A 17920-nucleotide genomic window follows, 5' to 3' on the forward strand; every position below is an offset into this window, starting at 1 on the left:
CTCGGGCGCCGCTCTAGTGCCGCAAGGCCCCATACGCAAGTGCCGTAGCGTGTCTTTGGCGCAATAGCGCTTGCGACGCGGGAAATGGCCGTTAACACGCATCCCCCATGCGTACTTTTGCCCAGCCCGCCATCGACATGGTCGACACGATGCGAACCGCCGCCGCGGCCGATCCCGCGCGCGCGATCGCCTTTGGCGGCGCGCCGGGATCCAACTCGCACCAGGCGGCCATGCGGTTCGATCCCGAATGCCTGCCCCTTCCCTTCCTCGGCTTCGAGGATGCGCTCGACGCGGTGAAGCAGGGCAATGCGGGCTGCGCGATGATCCCGATCGAGAACAGCCAGCATGGCCGCGTGTCGGATATCCACTTCCTGCTGCCCGAAAGCGGGCTGTCGATCGTGGCAGAGCATTTCATGCGCATCACCCACTCGCTGATGGCGACCGGCCCCGGCCCGTTCGAGGCGGCCTACAGCCATCCGCAGGCGCTCGGCCAGTCGCGCCACTTCCTCCAGGAACGCGGCATCGTCGCCCTGACCCACGCCGATACCGCGGGTGCCGCGGCCTATGTCGCCGAGATGCAGGACCCGCGCTTCTGCGCCATCGCCCCGCCCATGGCCGCCGAGCTATACGGGCTCGATATCATCGAGGAAGCGGTCGAGGACGCGCATGACAACACGACCCGCTTCGTCGTCCTCGCGAAGGAACCGCGCGATCCTGCCGGAATCGAGGCCGAGCAGACAATGACCACCTTCATCTTCGAGGTGAAGAACATCCCCGCCGCGCTCTACAAGGCGCTCGGCTGCTTTGCGACCAATGGCGTCAACATGACCAAGCTCGAAAGCTATCAGAAGGGCGCGAGCTTTGCCGCCACGCGCTTCTATGCCGACATCGAGGGCGCGCCCGGCGATCCGCGGGTCGATGCCGCGCTCGAGGAACTCGCTTTCCAGACCAACGAAGTCCGCCTCCTCGGCAGCTATGCCCAGGCCCGCAAGCGGGGCTGAAGCTCGCTCCCCGACCTACCGCTTCGCTACCTGAGGTCGGGGCTGACAGTTAGGTTTCATTTTGCTATCCATTCCCACGGAAGGGAGTGGAGGATGCAGAAGGCGCTCAAGGCATTGCTGTGGCTCTTGCCGCTGATTTTCGGCGTGGGCTTCCTCGCGCCGGTGATCGCCGAGGGTCTTGTCGCCGCTGGCATTGCGGCACCCTTCGGCCTCGGCGCACTGACCTTCGGCTTGCTGGTCGGCGGCGTCTGGGGCGCTTTTGCGACGGTCACGGGGCGCTGGATATGAACGCGCCGGCCACCAATCCAGCCGATCTCTCGGCGCTGTCCGACGCTGAACTGCGCAAGCTCGAGAACAAGATCGCCCGCAAGCACTCGGGCATGTTCCCCTGGGGCATCGTGACATGGGCCTTCGGCAATCTCGCCGTGTGGCTCGCGCTCTGGCCGCTGGTGATCCTCGAGGTCATCCCGCTGTGGCTGAGCTTCATCGTCGCAACAGTGAACATTGCGCTGGTCTACCTGCCTACCCATGACGCGCAGCATCACATCATCGGCAGGCCCGGACAGAAGCTGTACTGGCTGAACGAGCTGGTCGGCCACGCCACCAGCTGGGTCATGGTCTATCCTTACGAAGTCCTGCGCGTCACGCACATGGACCATCACAGGCACACCAATGATCCCGACCTAGACGTCGACATCACCAGCCATGCCGACAACGCCTGGTCAGCGATCTGGAAAACGATCCGCCAGCGCCAACCGAACGGGAAGCGCTCCGGCGATTATCTGCGCTGCCTCGACCGTCACGGTAGGCAGGACCTTATCCTGCTCGCAATCGGGTACCGCCTCGGATTCTATGCGATCCTCATAGCGCTGGCGTGGAACGGTCTCGCGCTCGAGGCCTTCTTCCTCTGGTGGCTGCCCTACCAGATCGCGATCACCTACATCCTGTTCTTCCTCTCGTGGGCACCGCACAGCCCGGGCATGGGACAGGGCCGCTATCGCGACACGAAGAACTGGCGCTCGAAGGTCGGGAATATCCTCAGCATGGGCATGCAGTATCACGTGGTCCACCACCTGCATCCCTACATCCCGCTGATGCGCACGCCGGCGGCCTATCGCGAGATGAAACCCATTCTCGAGGCGCGCGGCGTCCAGCTGGAAATGTAGGCCGGACGCTTTCGCCCGGCCCACAAGTGTTGCGCGTCAGTCGCGCCAGACGAGGCGCTTGATCAGCACATCGCCCAGGACCTTGCGATATTTCGCGCGGTCGCCGCTTTCGGCCTGCAGCTGCTGGATGTTGCGCTGCATGTATTCGCGCATCTGCCGGTTGCGCGCTTCCCATTCCTCGTTGCTTTCGAACGTGTCGAAGCGCGTGATCAGCCACATGTCGGGCTCGCCCTCGCGGCCGTGGGTGTTCGACCAGATCTCGTAGCTTTCGATCCATCCCTGCGAGACGGCGTAGTCCATCCGCTTGCGCCATTCGGTGGCCAGCCACGTGGCGTATTTGAAGCCGCCGCCGTCTTCGATGCTGATCCCGGTAACTTCGATCCATTCCGCACCGGTCAGCGGATACTGGTCCTGTGCGGACGCGGCCTGCGGCATCGCAAAGGCCAATGCCGAAGCGATCAGGGCGGATTTCATCAGGTGTTTCATGCGGGTGACTCCCCTCGTTGAGTGCTGCGACCCAAGAGTGGCGTCAGGGCCATCACGGCCCGATTGTTGTTAGATTATTCACCAACGCGGCACGAAATCTGCGCCCGGCGCCGCGCTGAGTCAAAGCGCTGCGGCAAGCCGTTGCGAATCCGAGGTTTTACGGCTGCTTCGAGCGGATTTGTGCGCCGCAGCGACTCGAAAGTCTACTCGTCGCCGTAGATCGCGACCTCGTTCACACCTTCGCTGGTCGCGCGGCCCCGGTACATGCCCGCGGTGTTGAAGCTGTAAAGCGCATGACCGTCCGGCGTGACGACAATCACGCCGCCGTCGCCGCCAAGCGCCTTGACCTCTGCCATGACGCTGTCCGCCGCCCACTGGACCTCATCCTCGGGCAATCGGCCGCTGATGTAGATCACGTCTCTCTCTTCCGCCCGTGCTACGGCTTCCATCGCGACGGCGACATCTTCGTCTTCCACCTTCTGCGCCATGCGCAGCCGCGTGCAGATCTCGTGCGCTACGCCGACCCGGATGAAATACTCGCCCCAGCCGGTCGCCGAAACGGCGCAACTGCGGTTGTCGGCATAGGTGCCTGCGCCGATGATCGGGGCATCGCCGATACGGCCCCAGCGCTTGCCCGTCATCCCGCCGGTGGAGGTGCCCGCGGCCATGTTGCCGTTCGTGTCGAGCGCGACCGCACCGACCGTGCCGAACTTGATATCGACATCGATCGCGGAGAGCTGGCGCGCCTTCATCCGCTCGAGCGCCTCGCGGCGACTGTCGGTGTCGAAGTATTCGCCCGGCACCATTTCGAGGCCCTGTTCGGATGCGAATGTCTCCGCACCCTGGCCTGCCAGCATGACATGCGGACTGTCGGTCATGACCTTGCGCGCAAGCAGGATCGGATTGCGGATGTTGGTGACACCCGCGACCGCGCCGGCATCGCGGTTGCGCCCGTCCATGATCGAGGCGTCGAGCTCATGTCCGCCCTCCCAGGTATAGACCGCCCCGCGCCCGGCATTGAAGCGTGGATCGTCTTCCAGCAGCAGGATCGCCGCCTCGATCGCATCCATCGCATTGCCGCCTTCGGCGAGGATCTTCGAACCCGCGTCGAGCGCGCGCTGGAGCGAGGCGCGATATTCCGCCTCGGCTTCGGCACTCATGTTCTCGCGAGCGATCGTGCCGGCCCCGCCGTGGATCGCGAACGACCATCTCGGCTCGTGGTCGTCGGCCTGCGCGGGGGTTGAAAAAGCGGCGATCGCAAGTGCGATGGCGGCGACGAAACGGGCGTGGATTTCTCTCATGGCGCTGGGATAGCACGCAAAGTTATCCACTCAATCCCCACCCGCCCTTTTGGATAGAAACGACAAGCGTGATAGCCGTGACGCTACGGAAACCAATGGGGAGAGGTTTCATGATTTTCGACAGATATCGTTTCGACCAGCAACTCGCCATGGAGCTTGGAGAGAAGCTCCTGTTCGCGGCGGTTGCGCTGCTCATCACCTGGCTTGCCGCGCGCGCGGCAAAATGGACTTTCGCAAAGCTCGTCGACACGGTCGACTTCTTCAAGCGCGGGACCGGAAACGGCCAGTCGCTGGGGGAATCGCTCGGCAAGATAGTATCCTTGCTGATCTGGCTGTTCGGCTTGCTCGTCATCTTGAACATCCTCGAGCTGGGCGGGGTCGCAGGACCTATCGACAGCCTGCTCGAGAACGTCGTCGACTTCCTGCCCAACCTGCTGTGGGCCGGACTGATCTTCTTCATCGGCATGATGGTGGCGCGGATCGTGCGCGATCTGGTTGTCACCACGCTGCAGACGGTGGATTTCGACAAATGGGCCAACCGCGGCGGCGTCGACAATGTCACCGGCAATTCGGCCATCAGCAAGACCATCGGCACGATCGTATACGTCCTGATCGCCATTCCGGTGGCGATCGCTGCGCTCGAACAGCTGGAAATCCAGTCGATCAGCGAACCTGCATCCGACATGCTGCGGATGATCTTTGCCGCCATCCCGAACATCATCGCCGCGGCGATCCTGCTCGGCATCGGCTATCTCATCAGCCGTTTCGTGGTGCAGATCGTGAAGGAAGTGCTGCCGGGGCTCGGTGTCGACCGGGCGTTGTCGGAAAGCGGCCTTGTCGCTGAAGGAACCACCGCAAGCGGGATCATCGCCCGTATCGCACAGGTGGCGATCATCCTGTTCTTCGCCATCGCTGCAACGCGCATCCTCGGCTTTCCCGAGCTGACCGCGATCCTCGACCAGCTGCTCGAGCTGGGTGGACGGGTCATCTTCGGCGCGGTCGTGATCGCCTTCGGCTTCCTGATCGCCAACCTGCTCGCCCGCCTCATCGCCGGGGATGCAGGCAGCAGCACGGCGGCGACCATCGTGCGCTGGGCAACCATCATCCTGTTCGTGTTCATGGGCCTGCAGTTCACCGGCATCGGCGGGATGATCCCGGCCAATGCGCTGACGATCCTGATCGCCGGCATCGCGGTGGCAGGCGCGCTCGCCTTCGGCCTTGGTGGCCGCGACTGGGCGGCGCGCAAGCTCGACCAGATGGACAATGACCTGGGAGGAACAGGTCCCAAGACCTGACCGACCGGTCAAGAACCAGTACCCCAAGGAGAGAGGGGCCTGAGAGGGCGCGGGACCAAAAGGTCTCGCGCCCCTTTTTCTTTGTGCTAGGCCTTCCCGCGCAAAGGGAGATCGGCATGAAGGCATGGATTGGTGCGGGCGCTGCGCTGGCGGCGTTGTGGTCGGCGACGGCGCTGGCACAGGATGGCGCGGCGGACACGGGACAGGACGATCGCCGGTTCACTTCGCAGGACGTCTTCGACCTCGAATATGCCGACGACCCGCGCATCGCGCCCGACGGCCGCCACGTTCTTTACACGCGCCGCTCCAACAACATCATGACCGACCGCACCGAGGGCGCGCTGTGGCTTGCCGCGCTCGACGGCAGCTCTAACCGCCTGCTGCTCGATGGCGCGAGCGGCGGCGAATGGTCGCCCGACGGCACGCGCATCGCCTATACCGGCAGCGACGACGACGGGCGCAGCGCGATCTTCCTCCGCTGGATGGACACCGGCCAGGTCCAGCGCGTCGCGGCGCTCAGCGAGGGTGCAGGCAACATCGCGTGGTCGCCCGACGGCGAATGGATCGCCTTCACCTCCCGCGTCGACGGCGATACCGCTCCGCTCGCCAAGGCGCCGCCCAAGCCTGAAGGCGCCAAATGGTCTCCGCCGGTCAAGGTGATCGACCATGCCCGCTACCGTAGCGACGGCGCGGGCTTCATCGACGTGACCTTCAGCCACGTCTTCGTCGTTCCGGCAGGCGGCGGCACGCCGCGCCAGCTCACCAGCGGCGAATTCAACCACTCCGGCCCGCTCGAGTGGACGGCGCGAGGCGACGCGATCCTCTTCTCCGCCAATCGCAACGAGAGCTGGGAATTGCAGACGGTCGAGGGCGACATCTGGCAGGTCATGGTCGCCGACAAGAGCCTGCGACAGGTCACAAGCGGCAGCGGCCTCGAGACCTCGCCGCAGCTTTCGCCCGACGGGCGCAGCGTCGCCTTCGTGTGCATGCCCAATGTAAAACGACCCGTCTGGCAAGTGGACGTCTGCGTGCGCAATCTCGACGGCACGGGCGGGCGCAACCTCACCCAGAACCTCGACCGCGAGGTGGAGAATATCCGCTGGGAAGGAAGCCACATCTATTTCGCCTTCGATGATCGCGGCATCCGCAAGGTCGGCCGCGTGTCGCCTTCGGGCGGGGCTGTCGAAACCGTGGTCGAGGGCCTTTCGGGCACCACGCTGGGAAGACCCTATACCAGCGGCACTTTCGACGTATCGGACCGCGGCACGCTCGTCTGGACGCAAGGTGCGCACGATCGCCCCGCAGACCTTTACGCGCGTACCGGCAGGAATACCCGCAAGCTGACCGCGTTGAACGAGGACCTCCTCGCCCACCGCGAGCTCGGCCAGATCCACGAGATCACCTACGCCTCCTCGCATGACGGGACCGAAATCCAGGGCTGGTACGTGACCCCGCCGGGTTTCGACCCGTCGAAGAAATATCCCCTGCTTCTCGAAATCCACGGCGGCCCGCACGCTGCCTACGGCCCGCATTTTTCCGCCGAGATCCAGCGCTACGCGGCAGAAGGCTATGTAGTCTTCTACGACAACCACCGCGGCAGCTCTTCCTACGGCGAGGAATTCGGCCTGCTGCTCGAGCACAAGTATTCGAGCCCCGATGATGCCGCCGACCACATGTCCGGCGTCGATGCGATGATCGCCAAGGGTTTCATCGACGAGGAGAACCTCTTCGTGACCGGCGGATCGGCAGGCGGCATCGCGACCGCCTATCTCGTAGGCCTGACCGACCGCTTCAATGCGGCCGCAGCGGCGAAGCCGGTGATCAACTGGCTGAGCAAGACGCTGACGGCGGACAGCTACATCTTCCAGACCTTCCACCAGTTCCCCGGAATGCCGTGGGAAGTGCCGATGCACTACTGGGAGCGCTCGCCGCTGAGCCTCGTCGGCAATGTGACCACGCCGACGATGCTGTTGACGGGCGAGGAAGACCAGCGCACGCCCATCACCGAGAGCGAGCAGTTCTACCAGGCACTGAAGCTGCGCGGAGTGGACACGGTGCTGGTGCGCGTGCCCGAAAGCTCGCATGGCATTGCGGCACGGCCATCGCGCCTGATCGCCAAGGCCGACAACATCCTCGCATGGTTCGAACGCTACCGGACCGACAAGCCCGAAGACGAAAAGGAAGGTGACGAGCAATGAGCGAATTCGGATTTTCGAGCACGACCGACGAGGTTCTCGAAGGCAAGAACCTCTCCGGACGCACGGCGCTGATCACCGGCGGCTACTCCGGTCTCGGGCAGGAAACCGCCCGCGCGATGGCGGCCAAGGGAGCGCATGTCATCATTTCGGGCCGCGATGCGACGAAGCTCTCCGCCGCCGCCGATGCGCTGGTCGAAGAGACAGGTGCGAGGATCGATACGCTGGTGTGCGACCTCGCCTCGCTCGACAGCGTGCGCAAGGCCGCTGCCGAGGCAAACGATCGCTTCGACAAGATCGACCTCCTCATCAACAATGCGGGCGTGATGGCCTGCGAAGAGGCCAAGACTGCCGACGGCTTCGAAATGCAGTTCGGCACCAACCACATCGGCCATTTCCTGCTCACCAACCTGCTCATGCCGCTGGTCGAGCAGGGCGAGAACCCGCGCATAGTCAACCTGTCGAGCCGCGGCCACCACATCTCGCCGGTCGATTTCGACGACATCCATTTCGAACGCCGCGACTATGACAAGTGGGTGAGTTACGGCCAGTCGAAAACCGCCAACGTGTTGTTCGCGGTCGGCCTCGAAAAGCGGCTCGGTGACAAGGGCATCCACTCATACTCGCTCCACCCCGGCGGCATTCACACCAACCTCGGTCGCCACATGAGCGAAGAGGACATAGCGAACCTCACCGAGCGCCTCAGGAAGACAGCAGAGGAAAGCGGCCAGGAGCCCACCCCGTTCAAGACGATCCCGCAGGGCGCAGCGACCACGTGCTGGGTTGCAACGGCCGACGAGCTGCAGGGCGCCGGTGGTCTCTATTGCGAGGATTGCCACGTCGCGAACGAGGACGACGAGGACCTGATGGGCGGCGTACGCAGCTATGCCATCGACGAAGGCAATGCCGAACGTCTCTGGCAGGTCAGCGAGGAAATGGTCGGGCAGACCTTCGCCTATTGATCGAGGCGCTCGACGAGCCCTTCATGAAGCCAGCGGCGCAGCATGCTGCCCGCAAGTTCGACAGCCTGCTCGCCTTCGCTGGCGAGCAGCTCTTCGCATGTCTCGCCATAAGTCGCGCCTGACATCATCTCGGAAAGCGCCCTGCCCTCTGCGGTGGAGACATTGATGAAGACGGGCCGCTCGCCCTCGCGCCAGACGATGCAGGTGGCCGGTTCGGCAAGAAGGGTCACTTCGCCTTCCTCGGCCGCTTCGGCGAGCGAAGACCAGAGCGCCTTGAGATCGTGGCGGAGGTCGCGCACCGCGATGCCGGGCATGAATGCCAGGCGCAGCTTCGCCCAGTCCTCCTCGCCGAATGCGCTCGCCTGCTCCAGGAACTGCTCCGTACCGAGCGGCTCCGCGTCGCGCGCCACGAAAGCAAGGTGCATCGACCATTCGAGCCATGCGAGCTCGGCGACTTCGGGGTCATTCGCGAAGAGCTCCTCGCAGGTTTCGGCAAAGCCTTGCCCCGCAAGGTCCAGCGTCCAGCCCGAGGGCGGACAGGTAATGAGGTGATGCGCGGCAGCGCGCGCGAAGCTCTCATCGCCGACCAGCCTTTCAGTCCGTTCGAAGGTCGCGCGTAAGGCTTCGACAAGCGCGCTGCGGTAATTGTTACGATAAATTTCGAGACCGGCAGCATGGCGCGCGGTCCAGTCGGGTGGAAGCGCACGCTCGTCGTCGAGCAGGCTCGCCATGAAATCGGCCTGTCTGGTCGCAAGCGCGGTCATGCCGCTCTCGCTTGGCTGGCCTGGCGCGCGATGACGCGCGCCCGGTCCAGTTCTTCGAGCAGTTCGGCGATCGGCGGAATGCCGTCGTCACGCTCGATCATCGTCGCGACCGGGCCGGTCTGCGCGATCGTTTCGGCATAAAGCGCCCACACGGCATCGCAGACTTCGCGGTCGTGCGTGTCGATGGTGATCGGACGCTTCTCGGTCGCCGGGATATGGCCGGCGAGATGGATCTGGCGCACGCGGTCGAGCGGCAGGCCGGCGATGTATTCGCTGGCCGAGAAACCGTGGTTCTGCGCGCTCACATAGACGTTGTTGACGTCGAGCAGCAGGTAGCAGCCGGTGCGCTGCGCCATGGTGGAGAGGAATTCCCACTCGGCCATCTCGTCTTCGGGGAAAGTCAGGTAGCTCGACGGATTCTCGAGCAGCATCGGCCGCCCGAGCGCATCCTGCGCGCGTTCGACATTGTCGCATACGACGCCCAGCGCCTCGCCGGTCAGCGGTAGCGGCAGGAGGTCGTGGCTGTTGTGCGCGCTGGTGCGCGTCCAGCACAGGTGGTCGGAGACCCAGAGCGGATCGATCCGGTCGGCGAGGCTGCGGAGGCGCGAGAGATAGTCTTCGTCGAGGCCCTGCGCCGAACCGACTGACATCGAGACGCCGTGGAGGATGACGGGATGCTTCGCGCGCACCTCTTCGAGCAGGCGCAGCGGCTTGCCGCCCTCGACCATGTAGTTCTCGGAAATGACCTCGACGAAATCGACCGGCACCTCGCCTTCGAGGAAGTCGGCATAGTGTGTACGCCTGAGGCCGAGACCGAAGCCGGCGAAGTGGTCGATCGAGGTCATGGCATCGCTACCTTTCGGCAAAAGGGGCGGCCCGCTTCCGGTTTGGTGAGGAAGGGCTCGAAACTCCGGTCGAGCGGGCCGCCAAGGCTGGCAATCGTTACGAAATGTCGCCGATGGTGCCGCCCTTGGTGAGGCATTCGCCAGCCTTCATGGCCTTGAAGCCGTGGCCCTTGCACTCGTTCTGGCCCTTGCAGGCGTTCTCGGTGGTGGCGCAGTCGGCCTGGCCCTTGCAGCTGTGGACGCCGTAGCAATGGACGGTGTCTTCGGCACTGATGGCGCGGCCGCTGCTGCCGGCGGGCGGTTCGGCTGCGAAAGCCGACAGCGAGGAAAGTGCGAATGCTGCTGCAGCTGCGGCAGTGGCGGCGGTCTTGCGAGTGGCGGTGGTCATGAGATCCAATCCCTTTTTTCCAGATTGCGTGCGGGGGTGCACAGGCAATCATTCGGCGCGCGGGAGCAGCCGGTTACAGCCGGAAAATTTTTGGGATGCCGCGTAACCGGATCGGATTCCTTCCCGAATGACCCGTCAGTTCCGGCGATGTTTTCTCCGGCGCGACACTGACGACCCCCAACTTGGAAGAGAATTGCCATGAACAACGCATCGATTGCCCGCCTCGCGGGTCTCGCCCTGACCGCCGGCATCGCCGGCTCCATGATCGCCACCCCCGCCGCCGCGCAGAAGAAGCCGGCGATGGAGAAATGCTACGGCGTCGCCAAGGCCGGCCAGAACGACTGTGCCGCGGGCCCGGGCACCAGCTGCGCCGGCACCTCCACCCGCGATTACCAGGGCAATGCATGGAAGCTCGTTCCCAAGGGCAGCTGCGAGAACATCGAGACGCCCAAGGGCAAGGGCTCGCTGAAGCCGATCAAGCGCTGAGGCCCTGACCTCCCCCCCCCTCCGCCAGCACCAAGCGAGAACAGAGCAATGCAGAACGTCCTGACCCCCTACGACCGGCTCACGGCATGGCTATCCTCCCGCCTGCCCGAAGGCCTTGCACTGCTCATCACCCGCGTGGCGCTGGCGGGGATCTTCTGGCGATCGGGACGGACGAAGGTGGAAGAAGGCACCGCGTTGTCGATCAACGAGACGACCTACTTCCTGTTCGAGTACGAATACACCGGCCTCCCCCTGCCGGTGGACCTGGCCGTCCCGCTCGCCACCTATGCCGAGCACCTGTTCCCCATCCTCCTGGTGCTCGGCCTTTTCACCCGCTTCGCCGCGCTCTCGCTGCTCCTCATGACGCTGGTCATCCAATTCTTCGTCTATCCCGAAGCCTGGTGGGCGACGCACATCCTGTGGGTCGCGATGGCTGCGATCCTCGTATCGCGCGGCGGCGGCCTGTTCTCTGCCGACAGGCTGCTCGCTTCGCGGCGGGCCAGGTGATAGCCTCGTTCAAGGGGAGAGGTTCGACATGATTGCCGATGAAGCCGAAATGGCCAGCATGATGGCAGCCGCCCAGAAGGGCGATGCCGGAATGTACCGCGCCCTGCTCGCAGAGGTGCAGCTCTGGCTCGAACGCTATTACAGGAAGCGCGTGGCCCCCGCCCAGCTCGACGACCTGGTGCAGGAAGTGATGCTGGCGGTGCATCACAAGCGTGCGACCTGGGATCCCAGCCGCGCCTTCTATCCCTGGCTCGCGGCGATCGCCCGCTACCGCTGGGTCGACCACCTGCGCAAGGTCTACCGCTCCGCCGAAGACGAGCTGGGCGACCACGACGCGCCCGAGGACAGCGAGGAAGAAGCGGTGATGGCGCGGATGAGCCTCGAGAGGCTCTTCGTCCACCTGCCCGAAAAGCAGGTCGAGGTCATCGAACTCGTCAAGATCGAGGGGCTGTCCATCGCGGAAGCCTCTGCAAAGACCGGCCAGAGCGAAAGCCTGGTCAAAGTGAATATCCATCGCGGATTGAAGAAGCTGTCCGCGCTCGTAGAAAAGGCCGAATGACATGAACCGGGTCCCCAGCTCCCTGATCGACGAACTCGCGAGCGATCTTGCTCCCGTCCAGCCGCTACGGCTGTGGCAGGGTGTCGCGCTCGTGGCGTTCGCGGCCGTGGCCACCGTGCTCCTCGTCGAACTGCTCGACGGGCTGTGGCATGGCGCCTTCACCGGCCAGGCCTCGCCCGAATTCTTCATCACCAACGGCATGCTCGCGCTGCTCGGCGCGGCGGCATCCTTCGCGGTGGTCAAGATGGCCAGCCCGCGCGTCGGAAACAGCCATGAAGGCGCGCGCTGGTCGGCGCTGATGTTGGCGATCCTTCCGGTGACCGCGCTCGTGATGCTGGGCATCTCGGGCTTCTTCGGCACGGTGACGAGCGACATGTACGGCGTCGACTGCTTCCTTGCGGGTTCCGCCTTCGGCCTCGTGACGGCCGGCGCGCTGACGCTGTGGCTGCGTCGCGGTGCACCTGTCTCGCTGAACGCCGCGGGCACCTACACCGGCATTGCTGCAGGCGCGATCGGCAGCTTCACCTACGGGCTCGCCTGCCCGGTGGACCACATCGGCCACCTCGGCATCTGGCACGTCGCGCCGGTCGTCCTGTCGGCCATCATCGGGCGTTTCGCAATTCCCCCGCTCGTCCGCTGGTAAGGCACGTTCGTCGGGCGGCGGCTTGCAAAACCGCGGGCTAAGGCGCACCCCTCCCCTCAACCAGGAGGGAAGACCTATGAAGACGTTCGCCGCAGCCATCGCGCTTGCCACCGCCACGACGCTTGCCCTGCCCGCAGCCCCGCTGGCCGCGCAGGAAGCCCCCGCCACCCCCGGCTGGGTCGAGACCAGCAACGCCTACACGCAAAAAGTCATCACGATGCAGGCGCAGTTCTTCCCGACGGGCGCCTCCTCGGCGGGCTACGAACAGTATGACGGGCTGGTCAACGACATGTCGCCCGACCGCGACGAGCGCTATATCGCTGCCGCAAGATCTTTGATCGCGGAATTCGAGGCCGCCAAGGCCACCGAGACCAACCCATACGTCCTGCAGGACCTCGACATCCTGATCGGCTCGCTCGAACAGGACATCGAGGGTATTGAACTCGGCAGCCGCTACATGCTCGAGTTTGCGCAGGTCCCCCAGGGCATGTTCGGCAATATCGGCCAGCTCCTGTCCGACCAGACCGCCGAGCACCGCCGCGGCAAGGCTCTCGAACTGCTGCAGCGCTACACCGGAACCTGGCCCGATACCGAGCCGATGACCGAGCTCGCCAAGCGCCGCTTCGAGGCGAGCCGCGGTGACGGCAAGATGGGCCCCTATGTGGTCGAGGTCGAGGAATCGATCGACAAGATCCCGACCTTCATCGCCGGCATCCGCGAGCTCTTCGAGAAATACGAGATCGAGGGTGCGGATGAGGCCCTCGACGCGATGGAGACGCAGCTTACCGACTATGGCGAGTGGACGCGCACAACGGTCGTGCCAGCCAGCCGCGACAGCGCGCGCCTGCCCGAAGAACTCTATGCGCTCAGCCTCAAGCAGGTCGGCATCGATACCGATCCGCGCGAGCTGATGACCGAGGCGCGACGCGGTTTCTACGAGCTGCGCGCCCAGATGGAGGCACTCGCACCGCAGATCGCCGAGAAATACGGCTGGGAGGAAACCGACATGGCTTCGGTCATGGCGGGCCTCAAGCAGATGACCGTCCCCAATGACGAGATCGAGGACTTCTACCGCGATGTGAACCGCAAGCTGGAGGCGGAAATCCGCCGCCACGACATCGTCTCGCTTCCCACCAGCGAGCTGCAGATGCGCGTCGCATCGGCCGCGGAGAGCGCCGCCCAGCCCGCGCCGCACATGCGCCCGCCGCGCCTCATCGGAAACACGGGCGAACAAGGCACTTTCGTCCTGACCGTCGGTAATCCGACCGCCGGGCCGGATGACCGCTACGACGACTTCAACTTCCCCGCGGCGAGCTGGACGCTGAGCGCGCACGAGGCGCGTCCGGGCCATGAAATGCAGTTCGCTGCGCTCGTCGAGCAGGGCGTCAGCCTTGCCCGCATGCTCTACGCCTTCAACAGTGTGAACGTCGAAGGCTGGGCGCTCTATGCCGAGGCCGAAATGCTTCCGCACGAGCCGATCGAGGGCCAGTTCATCGCGCTGCAGTTCCGCCTGCTGCGCGCGGCGCGCGCCTTCCTCGACCCGAGCCTCAACCTCGGTCTGCTGACCCGCGACGAGGCCGAGCGCGTACTGCGTGAAGAAGCGCTGTTCTCGCCCGGCATGACCAAGCAGGAACTCGACCGCTACGAATTCCGCATGCCCGGCCAGGCAGGGTCCTATTACTACGGCTATCGCAAGCTGATCGACCTGCGCGTCGAGACCGAGCTGGCGCTGGGCGAGGACTTCAACGAGAAGGCTTTCAACGACTTCCTGCTGAGCCAGGGCATCATCCCGCTCGAACTGATCGCCAAGGCCGTGCGCGAGGAGTTCATCCCCTCGCAGCAGATGGGCGGCTGACGGTTAGAGCCAGCGCAGGCGCCTGAAGACGATTATCAGCGTCACGAAGAGCAGCAGGCAGAAGGTCACGACGGTCCAGAAGGCGTCGGGATCGTTCATGCCCGGCATGCCGCCGACGTTGATGCCGAGCAGGCCGGTGAGGAAGCCCAACGGCAGGAAAATGCCAGCCACGATGGTGAGCATGTAGGTCGCGTGCTCACTCGAGGCGAGGCTGCGCGCGCGCAGCTCGTCCTGCAGCACCAGCGCGCTTTCCTTGCTGATATCGATATCGTCGAGATAGCGGCGAAGGCGCGCGATGCTCTCGGCGATCTCGCGCCGGTCGTGTTCCTCGAACCAGAAGGGCGCATCGCGGCTGATCTGTTCGAGCGCCTCGTGCTGCGGCGCCATGTGGCGCTTGAGAGCGAGGCAGTTGCGGCGGATCGTCGAAATGCGCTTGAGCATGTCCTCGGCATGCTCTTCCACGTCCATGTCCTCGAGCTCGTCGAGCACGTCGTTCATGTCGACGATGGTGTGGCTCATCCGCGTGATCAGCAGTTCGGCGAGCAGCGTGATCGTCGCCCCGGCATCGGGCGGCCCCGCCCCTTTGTCGAGCATCGCCACGACTTCGCGGGGCGTCTGCAGCGGATGGCGGCGCAAGGTGATCAGGCGCCGCCCGTCGCACCACAGCTGCATCGAGATCATGTCCTCGGGCTGCGCACCGGGATTGAAGTTGATGCCGCGTAGCGTGCCTACCAGCGTCTCACCTTCGGCAAAGGCACGTGGACGGGTCTGGTCGCTGGTCAGGAGTTCGGCGGTGGGCTCGGGTATCGCGAGCTGGGTTTCCAGCCACTCCTGGACGCCGGGCCGGTTCCGGCAGATATGAAGCCAGAGCACCTCGCCCGGCGCCTGGGGCTGCCAGTTCATCGCCTCTTCCCAGCCGATCTCCCTGGCCCCGCCCTGCCCGTCGAGCACGCGCCCGAAAAGCAGCGCGCTGTCGGTCATAACTTCGTCTGTCGGTTCGCTCATAACCGCTTCATGCCGCAAGTCTTCGCAGCTGTCATTGCCCCTTCATGATTGGCCCACTATATCGCGGCTCATGTCTTCCATCCGTCCCTGGCGCACCATCGAGCGCCGCCAGTCCCGCCAGATCATGGTCGGCAATGTTCCCGTCGGGGGCGATGCGCCGATTTCGGTCCAGACCATGACGAACACTCCGACCGAGGATGTGGTCGCGACGATCGACCAGATCCGCCGCTGCGAGGACGTGGGCGCCGACATCATCCGCGTGTCCTGCCCGACCGAGGAATCGACCGAGCATTTCGACAAGATCACGAAGGCTGCGAATGTCCCGATCGTCGCGGACATCCACTTCCACTACAAGCGCGCGCTCGAGGCTGCCGACAAGGGCGCTGCCTGCCTGCGCATCAATCCGGGCAACATCGGTTCGTCGGACCGTGTCGCCGAAGTCGTCCGCGCGGCAAAGGCCAACGGTTGCGCGATCCGGATCGGCGTCAATGCGGGCAGCCTCGAGAAGGACCTGCTGGAGAAGTACGGCGAGCCCTGCCCCGAGGCGCTGATCGAGAGCGCGCTCGACCACATCAAGCTGCTGCAGGACCACGATTTTCACGAGTACAAGGTCGCGGTGAAAGCCAGCGACGTGTTTCTCGCGGTCGCCGCCTATCACGGGCTGGCAGAGGCGGTGGACTGCCCGCTGCATCTCGGCATCACCGAGGCCGGCGGCCTTATCGGCGGCACGGTCAAGAGCTCGATCGGCATCGGCAGCCTTCTGTGGGCGGGTATCGGCGACACGATCCGTGTGTCGCTCTCGGCGGAACCCGAGCAGGAAGTGAAAGTCGGCTTCGAGATGCTGAAGGCGCTCGGCCTCAGGACCCGCGGCGTCCGCGTGGTTTCCTGTCCCAGCTGCTCGCGCCAGGGCTTCGACGTGATCCGCACTGTCGAGACGCTCGAAAAGCGGCTCGAGCACATCAAGACGCCGATGAGCCTTTCGGTGCTCGGCTGCGTGGTCAACGGCCCCGGCGAAGCACGCGAGACCGATATCGGCCTGACCGGCGGCGGCTCGGGCAAGCACATGGTCTATCTCTCGGGCGTGAAGGATCACCACATCGAGAGCGAAGACATGCTCGACCACATCGTCAAGCTGGTAGAAGAAAAGGCAGCAAGGATTGAAGCGGGCGAAGCTGTTGCTTTCGATCCGCACGGGGGGTCGTAAATTGAAAAATCTTGTTGGCGCGGCAGCGCAGGGTTTCCGGACAGTTTTTGCCGGAGGGACGTCGCTGTTCTGGCTGGCCCCGATCATCCCGCTGATCGCGATCGTACCTGAGTTCGTCCAGCACGTTGCCGAAATCCGGATGGGAATGTTCGAAAGCCGGGAGGCGTTCTCCGCGCTTGCGAATGACGAGACCCGCTGGATGTTCGGCTTTGCAAAGATTGCCGGCCTGTTCATCGCGATACTTGCCGCTGCGCGCTACTGGGGTGGTCAGCGTGAGAGCTGGTGGGACCTGCGCAACATTGCATGGAAACCCTTCTTGATCGCGGTTGTCCTGCAAATCGCCCTGGCAGGGTTGCTCGCCGGACTTGAACAGGTCGTGCCCGCGTCCATCAAGGACGTCGTCGATCTCGCGATCATGATCCTGACCCTGCCCTTGCTCGTCTACCTTGTCGGCCCGATCCTCGGCGATCACACGATGACGCTGAAACGGGCCTATTCGAGTGGCTGGTTGAAAGCGATCGCAATCGGCGTCTTTGGTTTCCTCGCCTTCTGGCCCGCGCAACAGCTGCACGGCCTCAACCACGAATGGGCCTTTGGCGCCGCCGCATGGCAGGTCTGGGCATTGATGATCTGGGATACGTTGCTTGTCGGACTCATGGCTTGCTGGATGGGTAGCGCTCTCGCGGCAGGTTACCTTCTCGGCGAGCCAGCCGAGGATCACGGCAGCATGGCTGCGCCGGAGCCCGCAGCATGATGCGCGTCGTTCCGATCGCGAGCTTCGCGCTGGCACTAGCCGCATGCTCTACAGTTCCGGACACCCCGGCCGCGTACCACCCCGAGGCGCGATCCTACGATGTTTCGCGCGATGCCTCGGCCGATGTCGATGCCGCGCTCGAGCGCGCGATGACGAGCGGCAAGCACGTGCTCCTCGTCATGGGTGCGAACTGGTGCCACGACAGCCGCGCGCTGGCCGGATGGCTCGAAACGCCGCGCTTCCAGCAGCTTGTCGATGCCGAATACGAGCTGGTCTTCGTCAACATCGGCATGCCGCAAACGGGCGACGGACATAATCTCGAGATCGCGCGCCGCTTCGGTCTCGAAGAACTTCCCGGAACCCCGAACCTTCTGGTACTGACGCCTTTCGGGACGCTGGTGAACGCCGACACCGCTACGAGCTGGCGCAATGCCGCCAGCCGCAGCGAGGATGAAATCTACGACGAGCTGGCACGCCTCGCCAGCTGAGCGCCGGAAAGGACAA

General features: G+C 64.5%; 20 protein-coding genes. 14 read left to right on the forward strand and 6 right to left on the reverse strand.

Translation table 11 applies throughout. The features are described from left to right. Positions 1-107 precede the first annotated feature (107 nt). From K3163_RS12475 to K3163_RS12485, 3 genes are all read left to right on the forward strand, one after another. Positions 108-1001, forward strand: a complete 894-nt coding sequence (locus K3163_RS12475) for a prephenate dehydratase (protein WP_221427596.1) — start codon at positions 108-110, stop codon at positions 999-1001. Between the two features lie 93 nt (positions 1002-1094). Next, positions 1095-1289 carry a hypothetical protein gene (locus tag K3163_RS12480; RefSeq protein ID WP_221429565.1) on the forward strand — a complete coding sequence of 65 codons (195 nt, stop codon included), beginning with the start codon at positions 1095-1097 and terminating at the stop codon, positions 1287-1289. Then, positions 1286-2167: a fatty acid desaturase gene (locus tag K3163_RS12485; RefSeq protein ID WP_221554426.1), complete on the forward strand. Its 882-nt coding sequence runs from the start codon at positions 1286-1288 to the stop codon at positions 2165-2167. The genes K3163_RS12480 and K3163_RS12485 overlap by 4 nt, the downstream gene beginning before the upstream one ends. A 36-nt stretch (positions 2168-2203) precedes the next feature. On the opposite strand, the gene K3163_RS12490 is transcribed toward K3163_RS12485, so the two are convergent. Beyond that, entirely contained in the window at positions 2204-2653 is a 450-nt protein-coding gene (locus K3163_RS12490) for a hypothetical protein (RefSeq protein WP_221427595.1), read from the reverse strand. 203 nt (positions 2654-2856) lie between these two features. Continuing rightward, the gene (locus tag K3163_RS12495; protein WP_221554427.1) at positions 2857-3954 is read right to left on the reverse strand and encodes an isoaspartyl peptidase/L-asparaginase family protein; all 1098 of its coding nucleotides are present in this window, start codon (positions 3952-3954) and stop codon (positions 2857-2859) included. Between the two features lie 110 nt (positions 3955-4064). Here K3163_RS12495 and K3163_RS12500 point away from each other — a divergent pair, with 110 nt between their 5' ends. The 3 genes from K3163_RS12500 (at position 4065) to K3163_RS12510 (ending at position 8406) form a co-directional block, all read left to right on the forward strand. Next, positions 4065-5249, forward strand: a complete 1185-nt coding sequence (locus K3163_RS12500) for a mechanosensitive ion channel (protein ID WP_221554428.1) — start codon at positions 4065-4067, stop codon at positions 5247-5249. Between the two features lie 116 nt (positions 5250-5365). Next, positions 5366-7447, forward strand: coding sequence for a S9 family peptidase (locus tag K3163_RS12505; RefSeq protein WP_221554429.1), 2082 nt, complete (start codon positions 5366-5368; stop codon positions 7445-7447). Beyond that, a complete protein-coding gene (locus K3163_RS12510) occupies positions 7444-8406 on the forward strand; it encodes an SDR family NAD(P)-dependent oxidoreductase (protein WP_221554430.1) in 963 nt (320 codons plus the stop codon). The genes K3163_RS12505 and K3163_RS12510 overlap by 4 nt, the downstream gene beginning before the upstream one ends. Here K3163_RS12510 and K3163_RS12515 read toward each other — a convergent pair. The 3 genes from K3163_RS12515 to bufA2 form a co-directional block, all read right to left on the reverse strand. Next, the gene (locus K3163_RS12515; protein ID WP_221554431.1) at positions 8400-9170 is read right to left on the reverse strand and encodes an HvfC/BufC N-terminal domain-containing protein; all 771 of its coding nucleotides are present in this window, start codon (positions 9168-9170) and stop codon (positions 8400-8402) included. The two genes, K3163_RS12510 and K3163_RS12515, sit on opposite strands and share 7 nt — an antisense overlap. Then, on the reverse strand, positions 9167-10015 hold the full coding sequence (gene bufB, locus K3163_RS12520) for an MNIO family bufferin maturase (protein WP_221554432.1): 849 nt from the start codon (positions 10013-10015) through the stop codon (positions 9167-9169). The genes K3163_RS12515 and bufB overlap by 4 nt, the downstream gene beginning before the upstream one ends. A gap of 97 nt (positions 10016-10112) precedes the next feature. Further along, complete coding sequence (gene bufA2 / locus K3163_RS12525; RefSeq protein WP_221554433.1) at positions 10113-10403, reverse strand: BufA2 family periplasmic bufferin-type metallophore; 291 nt, start codon at positions 10401-10403, stop codon at positions 10113-10115. Positions 10404-10601: 198 nt separating this feature from the next. Between bufA2 and K3163_RS12530 the strand changes: the two genes are divergently transcribed. The 5 genes from K3163_RS12530 to K3163_RS12550 all read left to right on the forward strand — a co-directional run bounded on the left by K3163_RS12530 (position 10602) and on the right by K3163_RS12550 (position 14453). Further along, positions 10602-10889, forward strand: coding sequence for a BufA1 family periplasmic bufferin-type metallophore (locus K3163_RS12530; protein WP_221427587.1), 288 nt, complete (start codon positions 10602-10604; stop codon positions 10887-10889). A gap of 48 nt (positions 10890-10937) precedes the next feature. After that, complete coding sequence (locus tag K3163_RS12535) at positions 10938-11396, forward strand: DoxX family protein (protein WP_221554434.1); 459 nt, start codon at positions 10938-10940, stop codon at positions 11394-11396. A gap of 28 nt (positions 11397-11424) precedes the next feature. Beyond that, positions 11425-11955 carry a sigma-70 family RNA polymerase sigma factor gene (locus K3163_RS12540; RefSeq protein ID WP_221554435.1) on the forward strand — a complete coding sequence of 177 codons (531 nt, stop codon included), beginning with the start codon at positions 11425-11427 and terminating at the stop codon, positions 11953-11955. 1 nt (position 11956) lies between these two features. Beyond that, positions 11957-12598, forward strand: coding sequence for a DUF1109 domain-containing protein (locus K3163_RS12545; protein ID WP_221554436.1), 642 nt, complete (start codon positions 11957-11959; stop codon positions 12596-12598). Between the two features lie 76 nt (positions 12599-12674). Further along, positions 12675-14453 (forward strand): DUF885 domain-containing protein, encoded by a 1779-nt coding sequence (locus K3163_RS12550; RefSeq protein WP_221554437.1) that lies wholly within the window; start codon positions 12675-12677, stop codon positions 14451-14453. Between the two features lie 3 nt (positions 14454-14456). On the opposite strand, the gene K3163_RS12555 is transcribed toward K3163_RS12550, so the two are convergent. Then, positions 14457-15458, reverse strand: a complete 1002-nt coding sequence (locus K3163_RS12555; protein ID WP_221554438.1) for a zinc transporter ZntB — start codon at positions 15456-15458, stop codon at positions 14457-14459. A gap of 70 nt (positions 15459-15528) precedes the next feature. On the opposite strand from K3163_RS12555, the gene ispG reads away from it, so the two are divergent. The 3 genes from ispG to K3163_RS12570 are packed head-to-tail and all read left to right on the forward strand — an operon-like array spanning position 15529 to position 17904. After that, positions 15529-16662 carry a flavodoxin-dependent (E)-4-hydroxy-3-methylbut-2-enyl-diphosphate synthase gene (ispG, locus tag K3163_RS12560; protein ID WP_221554439.1) on the forward strand — a complete coding sequence of 378 codons (1134 nt, stop codon included), beginning with the start codon at positions 15529-15531 and terminating at the stop codon, positions 16660-16662. Position 16663: 1 nt separating this feature from the next. After that, positions 16664-17416, forward strand: a complete 753-nt coding sequence (locus K3163_RS12565) for a hypothetical protein (protein WP_221554440.1) — start codon at positions 16664-16666, stop codon at positions 17414-17416. Beyond that, complete coding sequence (locus K3163_RS12570; protein ID WP_221554441.1) at positions 17413-17904, forward strand: thioredoxin family protein; 492 nt, start codon at positions 17413-17415, stop codon at positions 17902-17904. The genes K3163_RS12565 and K3163_RS12570 overlap by 4 nt, the downstream gene beginning before the upstream one ends. Positions 17905-17920: the final 16 nt, after the last annotated feature.

This window comes from Qipengyuania xiapuensis (genome assembly GCF_019711395.1).
In the GTDB taxonomy this organism is placed as follows: Bacteria; Pseudomonadota; Alphaproteobacteria; order Sphingomonadales; family Sphingomonadaceae; genus Qipengyuania; species Qipengyuania xiapuensis.

What these genes read in the sequence shown, in the direction of transcription:
- K3163_RS12475 (WP_221427596.1), top strand. Translation starts at nt 108, where the DNA reads ATGCGTACTTTTGCCCAGCCCGCCATCGACATGGTCGACACGATGCGA.
- K3163_RS12480 (WP_221429565.1), top strand. Translation starts at nt 1,095, where the DNA reads ATGCAGAAGGCGCTCAAGGCATTGCTGTGGCTCTTGCCGCTGATTTTC.
- K3163_RS12485 (WP_221554426.1), top strand. Translation starts at nt 1,286, where the DNA reads ATGAACGCGCCGGCCACCAATCCAGCCGATCTCTCGGCGCTGTCCGAC.
- K3163_RS12490 (WP_221427595.1), bottom strand. Translation starts at nt 2,653, where the DNA reads ATGAAACACCTGATGAAATCCGCCCTGATCGCTTCGGCATTGGCCTTT.
- K3163_RS12495 (WP_221554427.1), bottom strand. Translation starts at nt 3,954, where the DNA reads ATGAGAGAAATCCACGCCCGTTTCGTCGCCGCCATCGCACTTGCGATC.
- K3163_RS12500 (WP_221554428.1), top strand. Translation starts at nt 4,065, where the DNA reads ATGATTTTCGACAGATATCGTTTCGACCAGCAACTCGCCATGGAGCTT.
- K3163_RS12505 (WP_221554429.1), top strand. Translation starts at nt 5,366, where the DNA reads ATGAAGGCATGGATTGGTGCGGGCGCTGCGCTGGCGGCGTTGTGGTCG.
- K3163_RS12510 (WP_221554430.1), top strand. Translation starts at nt 7,444, where the DNA reads ATGAGCGAATTCGGATTTTCGAGCACGACCGACGAGGTTCTCGAAGGC.
- K3163_RS12515 (WP_221554431.1), bottom strand. Translation starts at nt 9,170, where the DNA reads ATGACCGCGCTTGCGACCAGACAGGCCGATTTCATGGCGAGCCTGCTC.
- bufB (WP_221554432.1), bottom strand. Translation starts at nt 10,015, where the DNA reads ATGACCTCGATCGACCACTTCGCCGGCTTCGGTCTCGGCCTCAGGCGT.
- bufA2 (WP_221554433.1), bottom strand. Translation starts at nt 10,403, where the DNA reads ATGACCACCGCCACTCGCAAGACCGCCGCCACTGCCGCAGCTGCAGCA.
- K3163_RS12530 (WP_221427587.1), top strand. Translation starts at nt 10,602, where the DNA reads ATGAACAACGCATCGATTGCCCGCCTCGCGGGTCTCGCCCTGACCGCC.
- K3163_RS12535 (WP_221554434.1), top strand. Translation starts at nt 10,938, where the DNA reads ATGCAGAACGTCCTGACCCCCTACGACCGGCTCACGGCATGGCTATCC.
- K3163_RS12540 (WP_221554435.1), top strand. Translation starts at nt 11,425, where the DNA reads ATGATTGCCGATGAAGCCGAAATGGCCAGCATGATGGCAGCCGCCCAG.
- K3163_RS12545 (WP_221554436.1), top strand. Translation starts at nt 11,957, where the DNA reads ATGAACCGGGTCCCCAGCTCCCTGATCGACGAACTCGCGAGCGATCTT.
- K3163_RS12550 (WP_221554437.1), top strand. Translation starts at nt 12,675, where the DNA reads ATGAAGACGTTCGCCGCAGCCATCGCGCTTGCCACCGCCACGACGCTT.
- K3163_RS12555 (WP_221554438.1), bottom strand. Translation starts at nt 15,458, where the DNA reads ATGAGCGAACCGACAGACGAAGTTATGACCGACAGCGCGCTGCTTTTC.
- ispG (WP_221554439.1), top strand. Translation starts at nt 15,529, where the DNA reads ATGTCTTCCATCCGTCCCTGGCGCACCATCGAGCGCCGCCAGTCCCGC.
- K3163_RS12570 (WP_221554441.1), top strand. Translation starts at nt 17,413, where the DNA reads ATGATGCGCGTCGTTCCGATCGCGAGCTTCGCGCTGGCACTAGCCGCA.